At 69.8% G+C, this 17,948-nt stretch carries 15 protein-coding genes; 6 read left to right on the plus strand and 9 right to left on the minus strand.

Annotated features, from left to right (window positions below):
- Nucleotides 1-124: 124 nt before the first annotated feature.
- Complete coding sequence (locus tag ACWGID_RS13620) at nt 125-1,042, minus strand: proteasome assembly chaperone family protein (RefSeq protein WP_452196763.1); 918 nt, start codon at nt 1,040-1,042, stop codon at nt 125-127.
- 172 nt (nt 1,043-1,214) lie between these two features.
- On the opposite strand from ACWGID_RS13620, the gene ACWGID_RS13625 reads away from it, so the two are divergent.
- The 3 genes from ACWGID_RS13625 (at nt 1,215) to ACWGID_RS13635 (ending at nt 4,836) form a co-directional block, all read left to right on the plus strand.
- Entirely contained in the window at nt 1,215-2,231 is a 1,017-nt protein-coding gene (locus tag ACWGID_RS13625) for a hydroxyacid dehydrogenase (RefSeq protein ID WP_452196764.1), read from the plus strand.
- A 118-nt stretch (nt 2,232-2,349) separates the two neighbouring features.
- On the plus strand, nt 2,350-4,257 hold the full coding sequence (locus ACWGID_RS13630; protein ID WP_452196765.1) for a DUF2264 domain-containing protein: 1,908 nt from the start codon (nt 2,350-2,352) through the stop codon (nt 4,255-4,257).
- 51 nt (nt 4,258-4,308) lie between these two features.
- On the plus strand, nt 4,309-4,836 hold the full coding sequence (locus ACWGID_RS13635) for a ferritin (protein WP_452196766.1): 528 nt from the start codon (nt 4,309-4,311) through the stop codon (nt 4,834-4,836).
- Nucleotide 4,837: 1 nt separating this feature from the next.
- Here ACWGID_RS13635 and ACWGID_RS13640 read toward each other — a convergent pair whose 3' ends face one another.
- Nucleotides 4,838-6,790, minus strand: coding sequence for a DUF2207 domain-containing protein (locus ACWGID_RS13640; protein WP_452196767.1), 1,953 nt, complete (start codon nt 6,788-6,790; stop codon nt 4,838-4,840).
- A 32-nt stretch (nt 6,791-6,822) separates the two neighbouring features.
- Nucleotides 6,823-8,799 carry a DUF2207 domain-containing protein gene (locus tag ACWGID_RS13645; protein ID WP_452196768.1) on the minus strand — a complete coding sequence of 659 codons (1,977 nt, stop codon included), beginning with the start codon at nt 8,797-8,799 and terminating at the stop codon, nt 6,823-6,825.
- Nucleotides 8,800-8,999: 200 nt separating this feature from the next.
- On the opposite strand from ACWGID_RS13645, the gene ACWGID_RS13650 reads away from it, so the two are divergent.
- A complete protein-coding gene (locus tag ACWGID_RS13650) occupies nt 9,000-11,126 on the plus strand; it encodes an elongation factor G-like protein EF-G2 (protein ID WP_452196769.1) in 2,127 nt (708 codons plus the stop codon).
- Nucleotide 11,127: 1 nt separating this feature from the next.
- Here the strand turns inward: ACWGID_RS13650 and ACWGID_RS13655 are convergent, their stop codons facing one another.
- Genes ACWGID_RS13655 through ACWGID_RS13665 form a run of 3 tightly spaced genes read right to left on the minus strand, consistent with a single transcriptional unit; the run spans nt 11,128 to nt 13,714 of the window.
- Nucleotides 11,128-12,396 (minus strand): tetratricopeptide repeat protein, encoded by a 1,269-nt coding sequence (locus tag ACWGID_RS13655; RefSeq protein ID WP_452196770.1) that lies wholly within the window; start codon nt 12,394-12,396, stop codon nt 11,128-11,130.
- Nucleotides 12,393-13,268, minus strand: coding sequence for a tetratricopeptide repeat protein (locus ACWGID_RS13660; RefSeq protein ID WP_452196771.1), 876 nt, complete (start codon nt 13,266-13,268; stop codon nt 12,393-12,395). Before ACWGID_RS13660 ends, ACWGID_RS13655 begins: the two co-directional genes overlap by 4 nt.
- Entirely contained in the window at nt 13,265-13,714 is a 450-nt protein-coding gene (locus tag ACWGID_RS13665; protein ID WP_452196772.1) for a hypothetical protein, read from the minus strand. The genes ACWGID_RS13660 and ACWGID_RS13665 overlap by 4 nt, the downstream gene beginning before the upstream one ends.
- Nucleotides 13,715-13,767: 53 nt before the next feature.
- Here ACWGID_RS13665 and ACWGID_RS13670 point away from each other — a divergent pair, with 53 nt between their 5' ends.
- The gene (locus ACWGID_RS13670; RefSeq protein WP_452196773.1) at nt 13,768-14,175 is read left to right on the plus strand and encodes an HIT family protein; all 408 of its coding nucleotides are present in this window, start codon (nt 13,768-13,770) and stop codon (nt 14,173-14,175) included.
- On the opposite strand, the gene ACWGID_RS13675 is transcribed toward ACWGID_RS13670, so the two are convergent.
- Genes ACWGID_RS13675 through pgsA form a run of 3 tightly spaced genes read right to left on the minus strand, consistent with a single transcriptional unit; the run spans nt 14,168 to nt 16,860 of the window.
- Nucleotides 14,168-15,274 (minus strand): glycosyltransferase family 4 protein, encoded by a 1,107-nt coding sequence (locus ACWGID_RS13675; protein WP_452196774.1) that lies wholly within the window; start codon nt 15,272-15,274, stop codon nt 14,168-14,170. The genes ACWGID_RS13670 and ACWGID_RS13675 overlap by 8 nt on opposite strands.
- A gap of 43 nt (nt 15,275-15,317) precedes the next feature.
- The gene (locus ACWGID_RS13680; RefSeq protein ID WP_452196775.1) at nt 15,318-16,184 is read right to left on the minus strand and encodes a phosphatidylinositol mannoside acyltransferase; all 867 of its coding nucleotides are present in this window, start codon (nt 16,182-16,184) and stop codon (nt 15,318-15,320) included.
- Between the two features lie 4 nt (nt 16,185-16,188).
- A complete protein-coding gene (pgsA, locus tag ACWGID_RS13685) occupies nt 16,189-16,860 on the minus strand; it encodes a phosphatidylinositol phosphate synthase (protein ID WP_452196776.1) in 672 nt (223 codons plus the stop codon).
- 159 nt (nt 16,861-17,019) lie between these two features.
- Here pgsA and ACWGID_RS13690 point away from each other — a divergent pair, with 159 nt between their 5' ends.
- Complete coding sequence (locus tag ACWGID_RS13690) at nt 17,020-17,946, plus strand: hypothetical protein (RefSeq protein ID WP_452196777.1); 927 nt, start codon at nt 17,020-17,022, stop codon at nt 17,944-17,946.
- Nucleotides 17,947-17,948 lie beyond the last annotated feature (2 nt).

Raw genomic sequence — 17,948 nt, forward strand, 5'->3', positions numbered from 1 at the left:
CCCGCGGCGCGCCCACCCCGGGGGCGCACACACACACCCGGGGGGCTTGCCCCTGGTTATTCCCTGTGCAACGCCCCCAGTTCCTGTGCAAGCCACCCACCCGCGTACCCCAGCGGGCTGGCGCCTATTCGTTGTCGTCGCGGTTGAGGTCCGCCAGGAACTGCTCCACCTCGGCGCCCAATTCCTCGGCGGACGGGGTTCCGTTGTCGGCGAGGAGGCTCTTGCGGCTGACCGAGCCCTCGGCGGCGTCGTACTGCGTCTCGAGGGCCTTGACCACCGCGCTCGCGTCCTCGGAGGCGTCGACCTGCTCGTCGACCAGCCGGCCGGTGACGGCGGCCTCGTCGAGCAACGCCTTGCTAGGGAGCAGCAGGCCGGTCGCGGCGGAGATCGCGTGCACCAGCGCCAGCGCGGCGCCCGGGAAGCGGTTCTCGGCCAGGTAGTGCGGGACGTGCACCGCGAAGCCCATCGCGTCCTTGCCGGCCTCGCCGAGGCGGACCTGCAGCATCGTGCCGGCGCTCGCGGGGAGCACCATCTCGCCGTCCCAGATGTTCGAGCGGGTGACCAGCTCGGGCCGGGTCGCGTGCGCGGTCAGGCCGAGCGGCCGGGTGTGCGGCACGCCCATCGGGATGCCGTGGACGCCGACCGTCAGGGTCACGTTGTAGCGCTCGATGAGCTGCCGGATCGCTCCGGCGAACCGGTCCCAGTGGTTGTCCGGCTCCGCGCCCTCGAGCAGCAGGAAATCGACCCCGGCGTCGTCAGTCACCAGGTGCAGCGACAGGTGCGGCGGGGTGTAGTCGGTGAACCGGTCCTCGGCGAACGTCACCTCGGGTCGCCGGGCCCGGTAGTCGTGCAGGAGGTCGACGTCGAACCGCGCGAGCAGCCGGTGGTCCAGTACCTCGAGCAGGTGGTCGGCGGTCACCCGGCCGGCCTGGCCCGCGTCCATGAACCCGTCCAGCGAGTGCACCAAGACCTTCGGCGTCGCCGCCGGGCCGGTCGCCACCGACTCGTCGACGATCTCGTAGAGGTCGTCCGGTCGCAGCATCGTCGTTCTCCTTCACTTGGCCAACGGGCGGGTAGGCCCTGCTATCCAACCCTTACATCAGGCCAACGCCCGCAGTCGGCGGACAAATTCCGCCCGCGCGAAAGATTCAGGATGTTCCAAGACTCGGCGGTCGGGGCGACAGTTTGGGAAAGCGCTTGCTAAGTTGTCCGTCGTGAGCACAGTACCGACCTCCGCCCTGACCGTCATGCTGGCGATGAACGACGGCACCCGGGACCGAGTCCTCGTACCGCAGGTCCGGCAGCGGCTGGAAGCGGTCGCCACCGTGCTGCCGGTCGGCCCCGGGACCAGCTTCCTCACCGACCCCGCCGTCCGGGCCGCGCTGCCGGACGTCGACGTACTGCTCACCGGGTGGGGCTGTCCGCACATCGGTCCCGAGGTACTCGACGCGGCGCCGAAGCTGCAGGCGATCCTGCACGCCGCCGGCTCGGTCAAGGCGCTCGTCGACCCGGTCGCGTTCGACCGCGGGATCCAGGTGTCGTCGGCGGCCACGGCGAACGCGCAGCCGGTCGCCGAGTTCACCGTCGCGGCGATCGTGCTCGCCGGGAAGCGGGCGTTCCGGCTCGCAGCGCAGTACCGGCTGGAGCGCCGGAAGACCGACCCGCACGGGCAGCCGGGCAGTTACGGTACGACGGTCGGCCTGCTCGGAGCGTCACGGATCGCGAAAATGGTCGCGGAGCGGCTGCGCGGGTTCGATCTCGAGGTGCTGATCAGCGACCCGTACCTGACCACGGACGAGGCCGCCGCGCTCGGAGCGGAACTGGTCGACAACGACACCCTGTTCCGGCGCAGCGACATCCTCAGCGTGCACGCGCCGTTGCTGCCCGAGACGGTCGGGCTGGTCGACGCGCGGCTGCTCGGGCTGCTGAAGGACGGCTCGGTGCTGATCAACACGGCGCGCGGCAAGATCATCGACCCCGAGGCGCTGATCCGCGAGTGCGTGACTGGCCGGATCGACGCCGTACTCGATGTCACCGAGCCGGAGCCGCTGCCACCCGACTCGCCGCTGCTCGACCTGCCGAACGTCTTCATCACCCCGCACGTCGCCGGCGCCGTCGGAAACGAGATCGCCCGCCTCGGCGAACTGGCCGTCACCGAACTAGAACGCCTCGCCGCGGGCCAACCCCTCCTGCATGCAATCACCCCTGCTGAGATCGGAAGACTCGCATGACTGTGCTTTTGGCCGGGCCTTCGGCGCCGGCGGGGTCATGGGGCTGTGGCTCCCGGCCTTCCCTCGTCGCTCCAGTCGCTTCGCTCCCTCCGCTCCTCAGTCCAGGCCGGGAGGCCCCATGACCAAGCTCGTTCTACCCGATACTGACCGTGTGCTGTCCCGTCAGACGGGATGGGGCCGGGCGCACTGGGAGGCGCTGGCGGATCATCTGCTCGACTCGCTGGTGCCGTACTTCTCCCCCGGTGCCTCGCTCGTCGAGCTGCCCGGGCGGCCGAGCCGATCGGGTACGGCGTCCGACGCGCTGGAAGGGTTCGCTCGGTCGTTCATGCTGGCCGCGTTCCGGATCGCCGGCGTCCAGGGCAAGGGCTGCGAGCAGCTGATCGAGCGGTACGCGCGCGGCGTTGCGAACGGCGCCAACCCGGACCACCCCGAGGCGTGGCTGCGGCTCACCCCGAGGTCCCAGCAGATGGTCGAGGCCGCCGCGATCGCGGTGTCACTGCACGAGACCCGCGAGTGGATCTGGGACCGCCTCGACACCCGCGCGCAGGAGCACGTCGCGGAGTGGCTCGGCGGGTTCAACGGGTCGACGACGCACGACAACAACTGGCGGCTGTTCCAGGTGGTCAGCGAGCAGTTCCTCGCGTCCGTCGGAGCGCCGTACAAGCAGGAGGACATCGACGGCGGGCTCGACCGGATCGAGGACTGGTACGTCGGCGACGGGTGGTACTCCGACGGCGACGGGCAGAACTACGACAACTACATCGGCTGGGCCATGCACCTGTACCCGGGCCTGTGGGCGCGGATGGCGGCCGCGACGCCCGGAGCGCAGTACGAGGACCGGCTGAAGCTGTACAAGGAGCGGATCCGGCTGTTCCTCGAGGACGCGGTGCATCTCGTCGGGAACGACGGCGCCCCGGTCTACCAGGGCCGCTCACTGACCTACCGGATGGCGGCCGCGGCGCCGTACTGGATGGGTGCCTTGCTGGACTCGACGCCGTTGAGCCCGGGTGAGACGCGGCGGCTGTGCTCGGGGATCGCCCGGCACTTCGTGCAGCACGGGGTGCCGGACGAGCGCGGGGTCCTGACGCTCGGGTGGTACGACACGTTCCTGCCGACGACGCAGCAGTACTCCGGACCGGGATCGCCGTACTGGGCCTCTAAGGGGTTCGTCGGGCTGATCCTGCCGCCGGAGCACCCGGTGTGGTCGGATCCCGAGGACTCGGTCCCGCTGGACGACGCGGATCAACTGCGGGCGATGCCGAAGCCCGGGTGGATCCTGCACGGGAGCCGCCACGACCAGGTGGTGCAGCTGGTGAACCATGGCGCCGACCACGCGCCGGTCGCCGAGCCGGAGGGTGTGGAGCCGGCCGGTGATCCGCACTACAACCGGCTCGCGTACGCCAACCACGCCGGGCCGGACCTGTCCGATCACGAACCGCACGTCGACAACCTGATCTCGCTCGTCTCCCCCGACGGGTCGGCGAGCGGGCGCGGGCGGATCCGTCGGCTGGGTGTCGACGGGCGTACGGCGTCCTCGTGGCACAAGGCGTGGCTCGGATCCGAAGGGCCGTGGGCGATCGAGATCACCTCGGTAGTGCACAACGGGTGGGAGATCCGCTGCGCGCTCGTCGAAGGTCCGGACGGTGCGTCGGTACGCAGCGGTGGGTTCGCCGTCGCGGGCGAGTCTTTGCCGGAAGCGACGGTCGGCGCGCTGGTGGCGTCGGCGCGGAACACGGATGGTCTGGTGTCGGCGGTTGTCGGACTGCACGGGTACGACGAGGCGGCTGTGCACCGCGGGCTCGGGGTGAACCCGTACGGTGCGCACTCGGCGACGCCGTATCTGACCGCCTCGCATCGCGGCGAGCCGTTGGTGCTGGTGAACGCCGTATTGCTGACCCGGGACGCACTCCGGCCGGAAGCGCTTGCCGAGGGCATCGATGTCGCGGTGGACGGTACGACGGTGCGGATCAGCCTGCCCGGTGGCGGCACCGAAGTGGTGGAGCTGGGACGGAATCGAGCCGGTTAGGTCAGGCTCCCCAAGGGTGTGAATTCGGTCGATCGCCGTTAGATTGGCCGAATGAGCACGTACGAGAAACTCCTGCAGGAACAGATCCGTAACGAATTCACGGCGTCGCAGCAGTACGTGGCAGTCGCTGTCTGGTACGACGACCAGGATCTCCCGCAGTTGGCCGCGCACTTCTACAAGCAGTCGCTGGAAGAGCGGAACCACGCGATGATGATGGTCCAGTACCTGCTGGACAAGGACATCCGGCCGCAGATCGGGTCCGTCGGTGAGGTCGAGGGCGACTTCAAGTCCGCGCTGGAGCCGCTCGAGCTCGCGCTGGCGCAGGAGATCACCGTCACCAAGCAGATCGAGACGCTGGCCCGCACCGCGCGGGACGAGAGCGACTACATCGGCGAGCAGTTCATGCAGTGGTTCCTCAAGGAGCAGGTCGAGGAGGTCGCCGCGATGAAGACCCTCGTCAACGTCGCCAACCGCGCCGGCGACAACCTCTTCCACCTCGAAGACTTCCTGGCCCGCGAGGTCGTCGGCGAACCCGGCACCGACCCCACAGCCCCCGCCACCGCCGGCGGAGCAGTCTGACCTACCAGCTGCCGCCGCCTCCGCCGCCTCCGCCGCCTCCTCCTCCGCCTGAGGAGGACGAGGAGGAGGTGCTGCTGGAGAAGCCGGAGGAGGTTCCTCCTCCGGTTGAGGGGGTGGGGGGATTGGCGAAGGTGGTCGACGCCGTGGTGGAGATGCTCCCGGCTGACCAACCCGAGTCGTAGTACGTCGTGGGGCCGGAGTACCAGGTGGGAGTTGCGGTCAGGCGGCCGGACTGGACCAGCTGGTGGCAGACCTGCTGCCAGCGGTCGGCGAGGCCGAGGACGACGGCCCACGGCAGGTACTTGCTGAAGATGTCCTCACCGTCCTCGAAGCGGAGCTGATCCGCCTCCGCGGTGCTGAGGTACCGCCGGAAGCCCACCACCTGATCGGTCAGTGCCCGCCCGAGCGCCGTACGCCGTCCGCGCCGTCGCTCGAGGATCACGTCGAGCAGCGCGTTCCCCATCGCCAGCAGCGGTACGACGACCGCCAGCGTCGGCCCCAGCCAACTCGGCGCACCGAACTTGATGCACGACACGATCACGCTGATGATTGCGGCGACAACCGCCAGGAACGCTCCGCAACCGAACGGCACCCACCCGTAGCCCGACGACTCGACGACTGTCACTCGGCGCGGCATCCGGACGTACCACTGCTGCTCCTCCGCCCGCTTCCGCACCGCGTCGACCAGGTTCTCCGCCGCCCGCGCCGGCGCGGTGTCCCCCACCGCCGGCCCCGACAGCCGCCGCTCGGATCCCGCCTGCTGCTTCGGGAACAACCCGGTCAGCAACGCCTTCTCGTGCGGCGCCGAAGCAACCCCGGCATCGACCAGCACAGCCGTCCGTACGTCGTCCTTGCTGTCGATCCGGATCGCACCGCGGACCGCGAGATCGACGAGCGTCGCCGCGACCTCGGTCGTGTCGGCCTCGTTGTCGATCAGCAGACCACCTTCCGCGACCGTGATGTCAGGCGGCGCGAACGCGACCGGAATCTCCTTCTCCCGCAATCGATCCGGAACCGCGACAGTCCCCGCGGGCGGCACGGCCCCGAGCGGCTGCACGGTCCAAGCCGGCGAAACGGCTCCCGGCGGCACGGCCCCCGGCGGAACCCCGTCGTACCGGAGGTCGCGTCGGCGGCGGCCGATGATCTTGCCGGTGATGAAGGCACCGATCGTGAGGAGGCCCGAGACGATCGCTGCCGGCCAGCTGATGCCGTACCGCTCGAGGAAGCCCGGTGGGTTCACGACGATCGGCGTGTCGTTGCTCACGGCACCGGCTTTCAGTCCGGCGACGATCGTCAGACCTTCGCCCCGGACGATGTCGGTCTCCTGCGTGAACACTGCCTTGCCGGAGCGGATGGTCTTCGCGTTACAAGAGTCCGTCGACCCGGGCGGACCGGTGTTGCAGGCCACCCGCGTAACGCCCTGCGGGACCGCCACGGTGACCACCAGATGGTCGATCGGCGCCTCCCAGCTGGAGCCGGTGGCATCCCAGTACAGCTCGCTGTGGTCCGGGAAGTGCCGCAACGCCCCGCGCACGTCGTACGTGATCTTGTACGTCGCCCGCCCGCCGGGAATCGTCTTGTCGCCCGAGCCGATCTTGAGCCGCAATACCTGGTCGCGACGCTTGTTGGTCTTCGTCGTGCTCGTGCTGACCGCGGCCGATGCGGTCGGAGACGACACGTGGATGTTCGAGACCTCGTACTTCTGGTCCTTCGTGCGGTCGTCCACGAACGGCTCGCGGATCACCAAGTCCCGGAAGATCCCGTGCGCGTCCTTGTCGCCGAAGTCGTAGTCGATCGTCTCCGTCACGTGCAGTACGCCGTCGTCGGAGACGACGTAGTCGATCGTCATCGCCGTGACCCGGTCCCCGAGGGCAGCCGATGCGGGCAGAGCAAACCCTGCCAGCGCCAGCGCGACGGTGAGTAGGCTGACGACGACCCCGAGTGCACGACGCATGCCCGCGACCCTACCGAGCGCAGAGCACACGGCTACCAGCTGCCGCCGCCTCCACCGCCGCCGCCACCGCCGGAGGAGCCGCCGCTGAAGCCGGAGGAGCTGCCGCCGCCACCGCCCGAGCTGGACGGCGTGGGCGGCGGGTCGAAGCTGTGGGCGAGGGTCGAGCCGACGGCGCCGGCGGTCCAGCCGGAGGTGTAGTACGACGGGCCGACGTACCAGTACGGGTCGGGGGTCAGGCGGCCGGCGGCGACCAGCTGCTCGCAGGTCTTCTGCCAGCGGTCGGCGATCCCGAACGCGATCGCCCAGGGCAGGTACTTCGAGAAGATGTCCTCGCCCTCCTCGAAGCGCAACTGCTGCGCCTCGGCGGTCGCGAGGTACTTCCGGAAGCCGACCAGCTGGTCGGTCACCGCCCGGCCCGCCGGGTTCCGTTGCCCACGGCCACGGATCACGGCCCAGGTGATGATGGCAACGATCACGGCGATCACCGGGATCGCGACCACGACCGCCCGGCCGAGGCCGCCGGTCGCCGCGCTGACGACCGTACCGAACAGGCCGGCGCCGACCACCCAGATCCCGATCATCGACAGACACGCCAATCGGGCGCCGTTCTTGAACACCGAGCCACCGCTGGCGCGTGGCATCCGCTGGTACCACTGGCGCGCCCTCACCTGGTCGCGCAGCGCCTTGATCATCGCGGTGTGCGCGTTCCGCATGCTGTTCTCCCCTACCGCACCGCGCTTCAGCGTCACCTCCGAGCCGGGTTGCAACGTCGGGAACAGCCCCGCCATCAGCGCCTGCTCGTGCGGCGCGGTCGCGGCCGCCGGGTTCATCAGCACGGCCCTCTGGTCGTCACCGGTGTTGTCGATCCGTACGCCGCCGCGCACCGCCATGTCGATCAGCGTCGCGGCCGTCTCGACCGTGGTCGCCTTCGCGTCGATCAGCAGACCACCCTCGGCGACCGGGATCCGCGGCGGCGCGAACGCGACCGGGATCTGGTCCGTGGCCAGCTCGTCCTTCACCGGCGCGACCGAGGCGCCGTCCGGTGGGAAGGTGCCCGGCGGCATCCCGGCGAAGCGCTGGTCCTTGTTCCCGAACCTCGCGTAGAGCCAGGCGACGACGATCGCGGCCGCGCTGACGAGGGCGGCACCGATCACGGACAGCCAGGACAGGCCGTTGCGCTCGAGCCAGCTCGGCGGGTCGACCACGATCGGCGCGTCGTTCTGTACGGCGCCCGCGGTGATCCCCGCGACGATCGTCAGCTGCTCCCCCCGTTCCAGGTTGGACTGGCCGAAGACGCCCTGACCGCCGACCATGGACTTCTGCGAGCAGCTGGTGTTCGAGCCCGTCGTCCCTCGGAAGCACTCGACCTGCGTGACACCCTTCGGGACGTCGACCTTGACCCTGACCTGGTCCATGGTCGCGCTCCAGGCACTGCCCGTCGCGTCCCAGTACAGCTCGCTGTGGTCGGCGAAGTGCCGCAGCGCGCCGCGGACGTCGTACTTGATGACGTACGTCGCGTCCGTGCCCTTCACCGTGTCGTTGGGGTCACCGATCTTGATCTGGATGTTCTCGTACCGGCCGTGGTTCCCGGTGAACGTCTCCTTGGTGAACTGACTCGGAGCGCCGCTCGGCGACGAGACCTCGATGTTCGAGACCTCGTACTTCTGGTCCTTGGAGTCGTCGTCCTTGTAGGGCTCGCGGGTGACCAGGTCCCGGTAGATGCCGTGCCGGCCGCTGTCGGCGAAGTGGTACGCGATCGTCTCCTCGACCTGCAGCACGCCGTCGGCTGTCACCGTGTAGTTGATCCCGAAGTTCCTGATCACGTCGCCGTAGTCCGTCGTGGACGCGGACGCCGGTACCGCGAAACCGGCCACTGCCAGAACGGCGAACAACGTACTGATGACGACCCCGAGTGCCCTGGAGCGCGTCTCCCGGTCCCACGCCGTAGCGAGCAGGTGCTCGGCGGAGTGCCTCGGCGAGCTGGAGCGGAGGGGTCGATGTGGTGTCATCGTTCCCTTCGCTCCAGCTTGGCGAGGTGCCCGCCGAGCGCCGCGCAGTAGGCGTGGGACCGGGAGACGCGCTCTAAGCATGCCCTGGACCCTATCGATCGTGAGGGTCCGGTCGTGGGAGGAGGAGACGAATCCGCGACCGGAGGGGCCTTGTGCGAAGTGTCGGTTAGGGGAATCGTGGGTGGACCAGGAGGCACGTCATGGCAGACAAGACGAACACTTCCCAAGGCACCGGAGCCGCGCCCGCTGTGGACAGTCCGGCCGCCATCCGCAACGTGGTCCTGGTCGGTCCGTCGGGCGCCGGCAAGACCACCCTCGTCGAGGCCCTGCTGGTGGCCTCCGGAGTCCTGAACAGACCCGGCACCGTCGTCGACGGAACCACGGTGTGCGACTTCGACGACGCCGCGATCCGGCAGCAGCGCTCGGTCGGCCTGTCGCTCGCCTCGCTGCCGCACGACGGCGTGAAGGTGAACCTGATCGACACCCCGGGGTACGCCGATTTCGTCGGCGAACTGCGGGCCGGACTCCGCGCCGCGGACTGCGCGCTGTTCGTGGTCTCGGCGAGCGAGGGTGTCGACGAGCCGACCAAGGCGGTCTGGCAGGAGTGCGACCAGGTCGGGATGCCGCGCGCGGTCGTGATCACCAAGCTCGACCATGCCCGGGCGAACTACCAGAACGCGCTCGCGACCGCGCAGGACGCCTTCGGCGACAAGGTGCTGCCGCTCTACCTGCCCGCTGGTGACGGGCTGATCGGGCTGCTCTCCCAGTCGTACTACGCCTACGCCGACGGCAAGCGCTCCACGGCGACCACCGATCCGTCGTACGGCGACCAGATCGAGGAGCTACGTGGCACGCTGATCGAGGGCATCATCGAGGAGTCCGAGGACGAGTCGCTGATGGACCGGTACCTCGGCGGCGAGGAGATCGACCAGAAGGTGCTGATCGAGGACCTCGAGCGGGCCGTCGCCCGCGGGTCGTTCTTCCCGGTCGTCCCGGTCTGCAGCGCCTCCGGGATCGGCACGTTCGAGTTGCTCGAGGTGATCACCAGCGGCTTCCCGTCGCCGCCCGAGCACACCATCCCGGACGTCTTCACCCCGCACGGCGTCGCCCGCCAGGGCCTGGCATGCGACCCGGACGGCCCGCTGCTCGCCGAGGTGGTGAAGACGACGTCGGACCCGTACGTCGGCAGGGTGAGCCTGGTCCGGGTGTTCTCCGGCACCATCAGGCCCGACACGACGGTTCACGTGTCGGGCCATTTCACGTCCTTCTTCGGTGAGCACAAATCGCACGAGGACCACGACGAGGACGAGCGGATCGGCACGCTGTCGTTCCCGCTCGGCAAGGCGCAGCGACCGGCCGGCGAAGTCCTCGCCGGTGACATGTGCGCGATCGGCCGGCTGACCCGGGCGGAGACCGGTGACACGCTGTCCGGCAAGCCGGATCCGCTGTTGCTGAAGCCGTGGACCATGCCCGAGCCGCTGCTCCCGATCGCCGTCGAGGCACACGCGAAGACCGACGAGGACAAGCTCAGCGTCGGCCTGCAACGCCTCGCCGCGGAGGATCCGACACTACGGATCGAGCAGAACCCCGAGACCCACCAGATCGTCCTGTGGTGCATGGGCGAGGCCCATTCGGACGTCGTCCTGGACGCCCTCGCGAACCGGTACGGCGTGACCGTGGACACCGTCGAGCTCCGGGTGCCGCTGCGGGAGACGTTCGTCGGGGCGGCGAAGGGGCACGGACGGCACGTGAAGCAGTCCGGCGGCCACGGTCAGTACGCCGTCTGCGACATCGAGGTCGAACCGCTGCCGGAGGGGTCCGGGTTCGAGTTCGTCGACAAGGTGGTCGGCGGGGCGGTGCCGCGGCAGTTCATCCCGAGCGTGGAGAAGGGTGTCCGGGCGCAGATGGAGAAGGGCGTCGGGGCCGGGTACCCGATGGTGGACATCCGGGTCACGTTGCGCGACGGCAAGGCGCACAGCGTCGACTCGTCCGACATGGCGTTCCAGATGGCCGGTGGGCTGGCGTTGCGCGAGGCCGCGGCCGCGACTCGGCTCTCGATGCTCGAACCCGTGGACCTGGTGTCGGTGCTGGTACCGGACGACCTGGTCGGCACGGTGATGAGCGACCTGTCCGGGCGCCGCGGGCGGCTGCTCGGCACCGACAAGGTCGGCGACGACCGGACCCTGGTGAAGGCCGAAGTGCCGCAGGTGGAGATCACCCGCTACACGATCGACCTCCGCTCGCTGTCCCACGGCGCCGCGACCTTCACCCGCGAGTTCTCCCGCTACGAGGCGATGCCTGAGTCGGCTGCGGCGAAGCTCAAGTGACCTAGCCCTTGGAGTCGCGGCTGAGGCGGCGGCGTACGTCGCGAGACTTGAGGTACGCCGCCACGTCGTCGTACCGCTCGCTCTGGTTCGCGAACTCGATGTACGAGCGCACCCGGTGCAGCCACTCGAGGGTGGACGGCTTCACCGCGGTGAGCGCATCGGTGAGGTGCTGCATGCCCAGCGGCGGCTCGCCACCGGTGGAGAGCGCCTCGTCGATCACCTTGTCCACGCCGCGCTCGATCAGAGCCCGCAGGTCCGCACCGCTGAACATCGGCGTCTGACTGGCGAGCGCCTTGAGGTCCAGTCCGTCCGTCGGGACGTCCTTGGTCACCACGGTCAGGATGTCCGCGCGGGCCGGCTCGTCGGGCGGCGGGACGAAGATCACCCGGTCGAAACGTCCCGGCCGGAGCATCGCCTCGTCGACGTCCCAGGGCGCGTTGGTCGCGGCGAGCACCAGGAGCCCCTCGTTCTCGGAGCCGATCGCGTCGAGTTCCTGGAGCAGTACGTCGACCAGCCGCCGCGCCTCGGACCCACCGTGCTTGTGCCGGGCGAACGCCAGCGCGTCCAGCTCGTCGAGGAACAGTACGCACGGTCCGCTCGCGCGAGCGTGCTCGAACGCGGCGTGCAGGTTGCGCTCGGAGACACCGAGGTACGGGTCCATCACGTCCTCGATCCGGACGTTGACGAACGGCAGCCCACACTCCCCCGCGGTCGCCCGCGCGAGCAGCGTCTTGCCGCACCCGGGTGGGCCGTAGAGCATCACACCGCCGCCCGGCTTCCGCCCGTACTTCTCATACAGCTCGGGCCGGCTCTGCGGGAGGATCACCATCCGGTGGATGACCCGCTTGATCTCCTCCATGCCACCGACCTGGTCGAAGGTGGTGGTCTCCTTGGTGGTCTCCTTGTCGTACGAGTCGTACGGCGTCTCCGCCTCGGGGCCGACCTTGATCCGGACACCGCTGCGCTCCGCGATCATCCCGTCCACGAGCTGCTGCAGCCGCCCGGTCCCCTCGACGACACCGCGCTGACGCGCCGCCTCGAGCAGGTTGCGGAGCAGCGCGAGCCGCCCGTTCGCCGCGGCGAGTTCCCCGACCGGCACGAACTGGTCGTCCGGCAGACCTTGGTGGTCGAGCAGCACGACGTACTGGTCGAGCGCTTCCTCGGTCTCACTCGCCGCCACCAGCGACTCCGCGAGCACCAGCCGCAACAGCACATCATCCGGATTCGCGTCGACTGCCTTCCGCAGCGCGACGATTCGCTCATTACTCATGAACCCCAACTCCTGTTGATCCAGCGGCGGACCAGCGGGGGGACCACCCACGAGTAGACGCAGAACGCGAGCCAGATCATGGCGAACGCGAAGGACAGCGGCGCCAGGCCGACGGCGCGGAGGCCGTAGATGACGGCGACGGCGCAGACCCAGACGACCAGCGGGTTGACCCGCGCGAACGGGCGCAGGGGGCGCAGCAGCGGGTGGTTGAACAGCTTCGCCTCCCGGGCCGCCGCGCGGAGATCCGCGTCGCCGGGCTGGGCGGCCGCCGCGGACGCGAGCGATGAGTAGCCCGAGCGCGGGTCACCGGTGAGCATGGACGCCGTACCGTGCAGGGCCCGGGCGTTCGGGTCCTCGGGGTCGTACGAGAGCGCCTCGGTGCTGTGCCGGTGCATGTCACGGTCCTTGCCGAGCGCGAACGCGACCTGTGCGCGGGCAGCCGACACCGCCACGCTCTCCGGCGCCTGCGACGCGGCACGCTCGACCAGCGCACTCGCCTTCTGCGCCTGACCGGCGGTCAGGCAGACGTGCGCGTACCCGATCAGCAGATCCGGATCGTTCGGGTCGAGACTCAGACCTTGCAGGAACGCCGCCTCCGCCTCGGGCAGGCAGCCCTCGGATCGCAGCGCCGAGCCGAGCACATGCAGCATCGCGAGGAACGGTCCGTGCTGCGCGAGGCCGTCCCGCAGTACGTCGACGGCCTCGGCGTTCCGGTCCAGTGCGTGCAGGGCAGCGCCGCGGAACAGGAACGCGCGGTAGTCGACCGCCGCGTCACCGGACAACCCCTGGAGCTCGTCGAGCGTGCGCTCCGGGTGGCCGATCTGCAGCCAGTGGCTGGCCATCCGCAGGCGAGCCTCACTCGGTTCGTTCACAGCACCACCGTCACCAGGAGGAGGATCAGAGTCTCGGCGACCGCGCCGCCGACCGTCGCCGCGATGCCCACGCGCCACAACGAGCCGTAGTCCGTACCGCGCAACTGGAACGCCCGGTCCATCGGACGCTGCAGCCGGGCCTGGACCAGGAAGCACAGCACCGCCACCACCCGGGTGCTCACGCGCAGCCCCGACGTGACATCCGCATCGCGCTCGAACAGCGCGAACACCGCGAACACAGCGACCAGCCCGACGAGGCCGGTCAGCAGGATCAGCCGGCGCTTCGCCGCGTCGACGCCGAGCCGGCCCGCGTTGAGGTAGGCAACGACCGTCGAGGCGAGCACACCGCCGAAGAAGGCGACGTACGTCTGGGACATCAGGCGCCACGGGCGGACGGACAGGTCGACCCCGGCGCCGATCGTCGGGCGCAGAAGTTCGTCCGGCATCGGACTCCTCAGGTGTCGGTCGACAACGCTCGCGCAGTGTATAGCCTGTGGCGATGAGCGAGAACTGCATCTTCTGCGGGATCGTGGCCGGCACCATCCCCTCCACCCGGGTCGCGGAGGACGACCGGGCGATCGCCTTCATGGACATCGCCCCGGCGACGCCCGGGCATCTGCTGGTGGTCCCGCGCGTGCACTCGACCGACCTCCGGGAGGCCGCTCCCGAGGACCTGACCGCCGCGACCCTGCTCGCCCAGTCGCTGGTCGGCCGCGTGATCGACCGCCTGGACGGCGCCACCGGCGCGAACCTGCTCAGCTGCATCGGCGCGGACGCCTGGCAGAGCGTCTTCCACACCCACCTGCACGTGATCCCGCGCTATCCGAACGACCCGATGGTTCTGCCGTGGAAGCCGGAGTCCGGTGACATGGACGAGATCAACGCCGTCCACGCCAAGCTCATCTAGCGACGAGCTCGTAGACGGACAGCAGCTCCGGCAGCAGCACCGACCAGTCATAGCGCGGTACGGCGGCCAGCCCGGCCGAGCGGAGGCGCTCGCGTTCCTCGGGGCGGCGCAGCAGCCGGAGGGTGCGGGCCGCGAGCTCGGGGACGTTGCCGGGCTCGAACAGCTCCCCCAGCCGCCCGCCGTCCAGCACCTGCCGGAACGCGGCGAGGTCGCTCGCCAGCACCGGCGCGCCGGCCGCCATCGCCTCCAGCAGGACGATGCCGAAACTCTCGCCACCGAGGTGCGGCGCGACGTACAGGTCTGATCCGGCCAGCATGTCCGCGCGCGCCTCGTCGTCGACCGCGCCGAGGAACAGCACGTTCTCGCGGTACCGCGGGGGCAGTGATCGCCGCGTCTCGTCGGCCTGCCCCGCCCCGGCGACGAGGATCCGCAGCCGCGGCCGCTCCGCCAGCAGCAGCGGTACGGCGTCCAGCAGCACGCCGAGGCCCTTTCGCGGCTCGTCCAGCCGCCCGAGGAAGCTGATCGTGCCGTCCTCGCCCATCCACTCGAGTCGCGCGCTGCCCTTGAACCGCGCCGTGTACAGGCCGTTCGGGATCACCACGGCCTCGCCGCCGATGTGCTGGACCATCATCGAGCGGGCGTTCTCCGATACCGCGATCCGGGCGTCGATCTTCTCCAGCGCCGGCCGGAGCAGACCGGCGGCCGCGCTCATCGCCCGGGACCGCACCTGCCAGGTGTGGAAGGTGGCGACGAACGGCCCGTCGGCGGACCAGAGCGCGATGATCGACGCACTCGGCGTGGTCGGCTCGTGCACGTGGACCACGTCGAAGTTGCCGTCCGCGAGCCAGCTCTTCACCCGCGCCGCGGTCCGCGGCCCGAAGGTCACCCGGGCGACCGACCCGTTGTACGGCACCCCGACCGCGCGGCCGGCCGAGACGACGTACGGCGGGATCGCGCCGTCCCGCGACGGGTCGTCGACCGGGGCCAGCACCGAGACCTCGTGACCGAGCGCGAGCAGTGCCTCGGCGAGGTCGCGGACGTGGTTCTGCACACCGCCGGGCGTGCCCAGCGAGTACGGGCAGACCAAACCGATCCTCACACCACGATTCTTACTCGCACCGTGCTGGTCGAGGAAAATCCGTCTAGTCGAGGAAAATCCGCTGCAGCATGTGCCAGTCCTGCGGGTGCTCGGCGATACCGATCGCGAAGGCGTCCGCGCAGCGCTGGGTCATCTGCGCCGCCCCGCCCTCGGGCTCGATGGTGTCGTGGAACGTGATCACCAGGTCACGACCCTCGTAGTGCAGGGTCGCCGGGATCAGCGGTGCCCCGGTCTTCAGGCTGAGCGCGGCGGGACCGACGGGCATCCGGGACGGCCGGCCGAAGAACGTCACCGGTACGCCGCGCTCGGACAGATCCCGGTCGGCGACCAGGCAGACGAAACCGCCCGCACGCAGGCGATCCGCGAGTACGGCGGTGACGTCGTCGTCACCACCGGTCAGCGGGAGCACCTCCATACCGAGCTTCTTGCGGTACTCGATGAACCGGTCGAACAGGGACTCCGGCTGCAGCCGCTCGGCCACGGTCGAGACCGGCATGCCGGTCAGGCCCGCCCAGGCGCCCGCGTGGTCGTAGTTCGCGAGGTGTGGGAGCGCGCAGATCACGCCCTGCCCCGCGGCGTACGCGTCCCGCAACAGCTTCTCGTTGACCGTCCGGACCCGGCCGACGATCTCCGCGTCGGACCACTCCGGGAGCCTGAACGCCTCCTGCCAGTAACGCAGGTACGAGCGCATTCCGGCGCTCGTCAGCGCATCGAGCTCGGCGTCGGTCGCCTGCGGAACGACGATCGCCAGGTTGCCGCGCAACCGCCGTACGCCGCGACCGTTGCGGCGTACCGTCCGGTCGGCCGTCAGCCGGAACAGCCAGCTGACGGTGCGCTCGGGGAGGCGGCGTACGAGGGTCCAGGCGAGGGCGAAGGCCAGGTCGACGGCGCGGTGGCGGAGGCCCTCCATCACGTCAGTTCTTCGAGTCCGGTGTGTCGGGCTTGGCCTGCGGGGTGTCCAGACCGGCGTTCGCCGGGTCGGCCAGCACCTGCTTGCGGACCGCCAGGCAGCGCTGGACCACGGTGATCGTGCTCGCGGCCGCGACGTACCAGATCACGATCTCGAGCAGGATCGGCAGGTTGAACACGTCGGAGAAGAACGCGATGACCAGCGTGAAGACCAGCCGGTCCGCCCGCTCGGCGAGACCGCCGCTCGCCTTCAGGCCGAGGCTCTCCGCCTTGGCCCGCGCGTACGACGTGACGGCGCCCATCACCAGCGCCCACAGCGTCACCGCGGCCATCAGCGTCGAGTCACCGGCCCGCGAGTTCGCGTAGTACATCACCAGGCCGCCGTAGATCGCGCCGTCGGCGATCCGGTCCAGCGTCGAGTCGAGGAACGAACCCCACTTCGACGACGTGCCCGAGGTACGGGCCATGTGACCGTCGATCAGGTCCGAGAACACGAAACAGGTGATGACCACGGTCCCCAGCCACAGGTGGCCGCTGGGGAAGAAGATCAGCGCACCGGCGGACACACCGATGGTGCCCACCAACGTGACCAAGTCGGCGCTCACACCGAGCTTGAGCAAGAGGTTGGCGATCGGCGTGATCACCTTGGTCCAGAACTGCCGGAATCTGTTAAGCATGGCCACGCGATCGTAGTCCAGCCGGATCACCATCGGATGACAAGGCGCTCGTTTCGCCCTGCGTCGCCCCCACTTCCGCGCGATGCTGGAGCCAGTGAGGGGGTGGGTGACATTCGTCGCAGTACGCTTCTGGCCCCGTCGGCGGCCTTGTCCGTGGCAGTGCTGGTTCCTGTGCTCCTGGTGACCGGCTGCTCGGTCGCGCAGCGCGCCAACGGCACCGCGCCGCCTGTCCTCCCACCGGCCGCGGTCGTGCCGACCGTGGTCGCTCCCCCACAACCCGAAGGCCTCGACGGTACGGCGGGAGCTCCCGGCCCGCAGGTCTGTACGGCGATCACGCGCACCCTCACCGCCCAGCTCAAGATCCCGGTCACCGCGAAGCCGAGCGCCTGGAACGACGGCGGCCTGCCCGCGATGGACCTGTGCACGCTGATGCTCGAGAACCGGGCAGTCACGATCGGGGTCAGCGCCCTGCCGAGCCAGAGCGACTCGCTCAGCCGGCTGATGAACGGTGCCGGCGCCATCAAGTCGTTGCCCGAGCTCGGGCAGGGTGCGTTGATCGCGGAGTCACGGCTGGTCTTCCTGGCCGGCGATCGGGTCGTGCGGGTGACACCGAGCGGCGGGATCGATCGGGGTACCGCGGAGGGGATCGATCGGGCGAAGGCCGTGGCGGTCGCGGTGGCGGCGCGGGACGCCGTACCGAAGAACCTGCGGCCGGCGCGGCAGTCCGACGAGACGTGTCAGCTGTCGAACTCGGTGGCGGAACGGTTCGTGCAGTTGCAGGTCCAGTTGCGGCGGGACTATCGGATAAACGGCGCGCTGACCTGTATCTGGGGGACGTACGACGCCACTGTGTCGATCGTCGAGTCGTTCGGCCAACCCTCGATCCCCGAGGCGCAGCGGGTGCCGCCACCCCGGCTCGCGCCGATCGGTCAGCCCGGTTACTACATCCCCGAGGCCGGTGAGCTGGTGTTCCGCCAAGGCCGCCGCGTGGTCCGGGTGACCGCCCTGACCAACCCGCCGCGCGAGGTCACCCTGGACGCTCTCACGAACATCGTGGGCCCGTTGCTACCGCTTTTCCTCCGCTGAGC

This window comes from Kribbella sp. NPDC054772 (assembly GCF_053611945.1).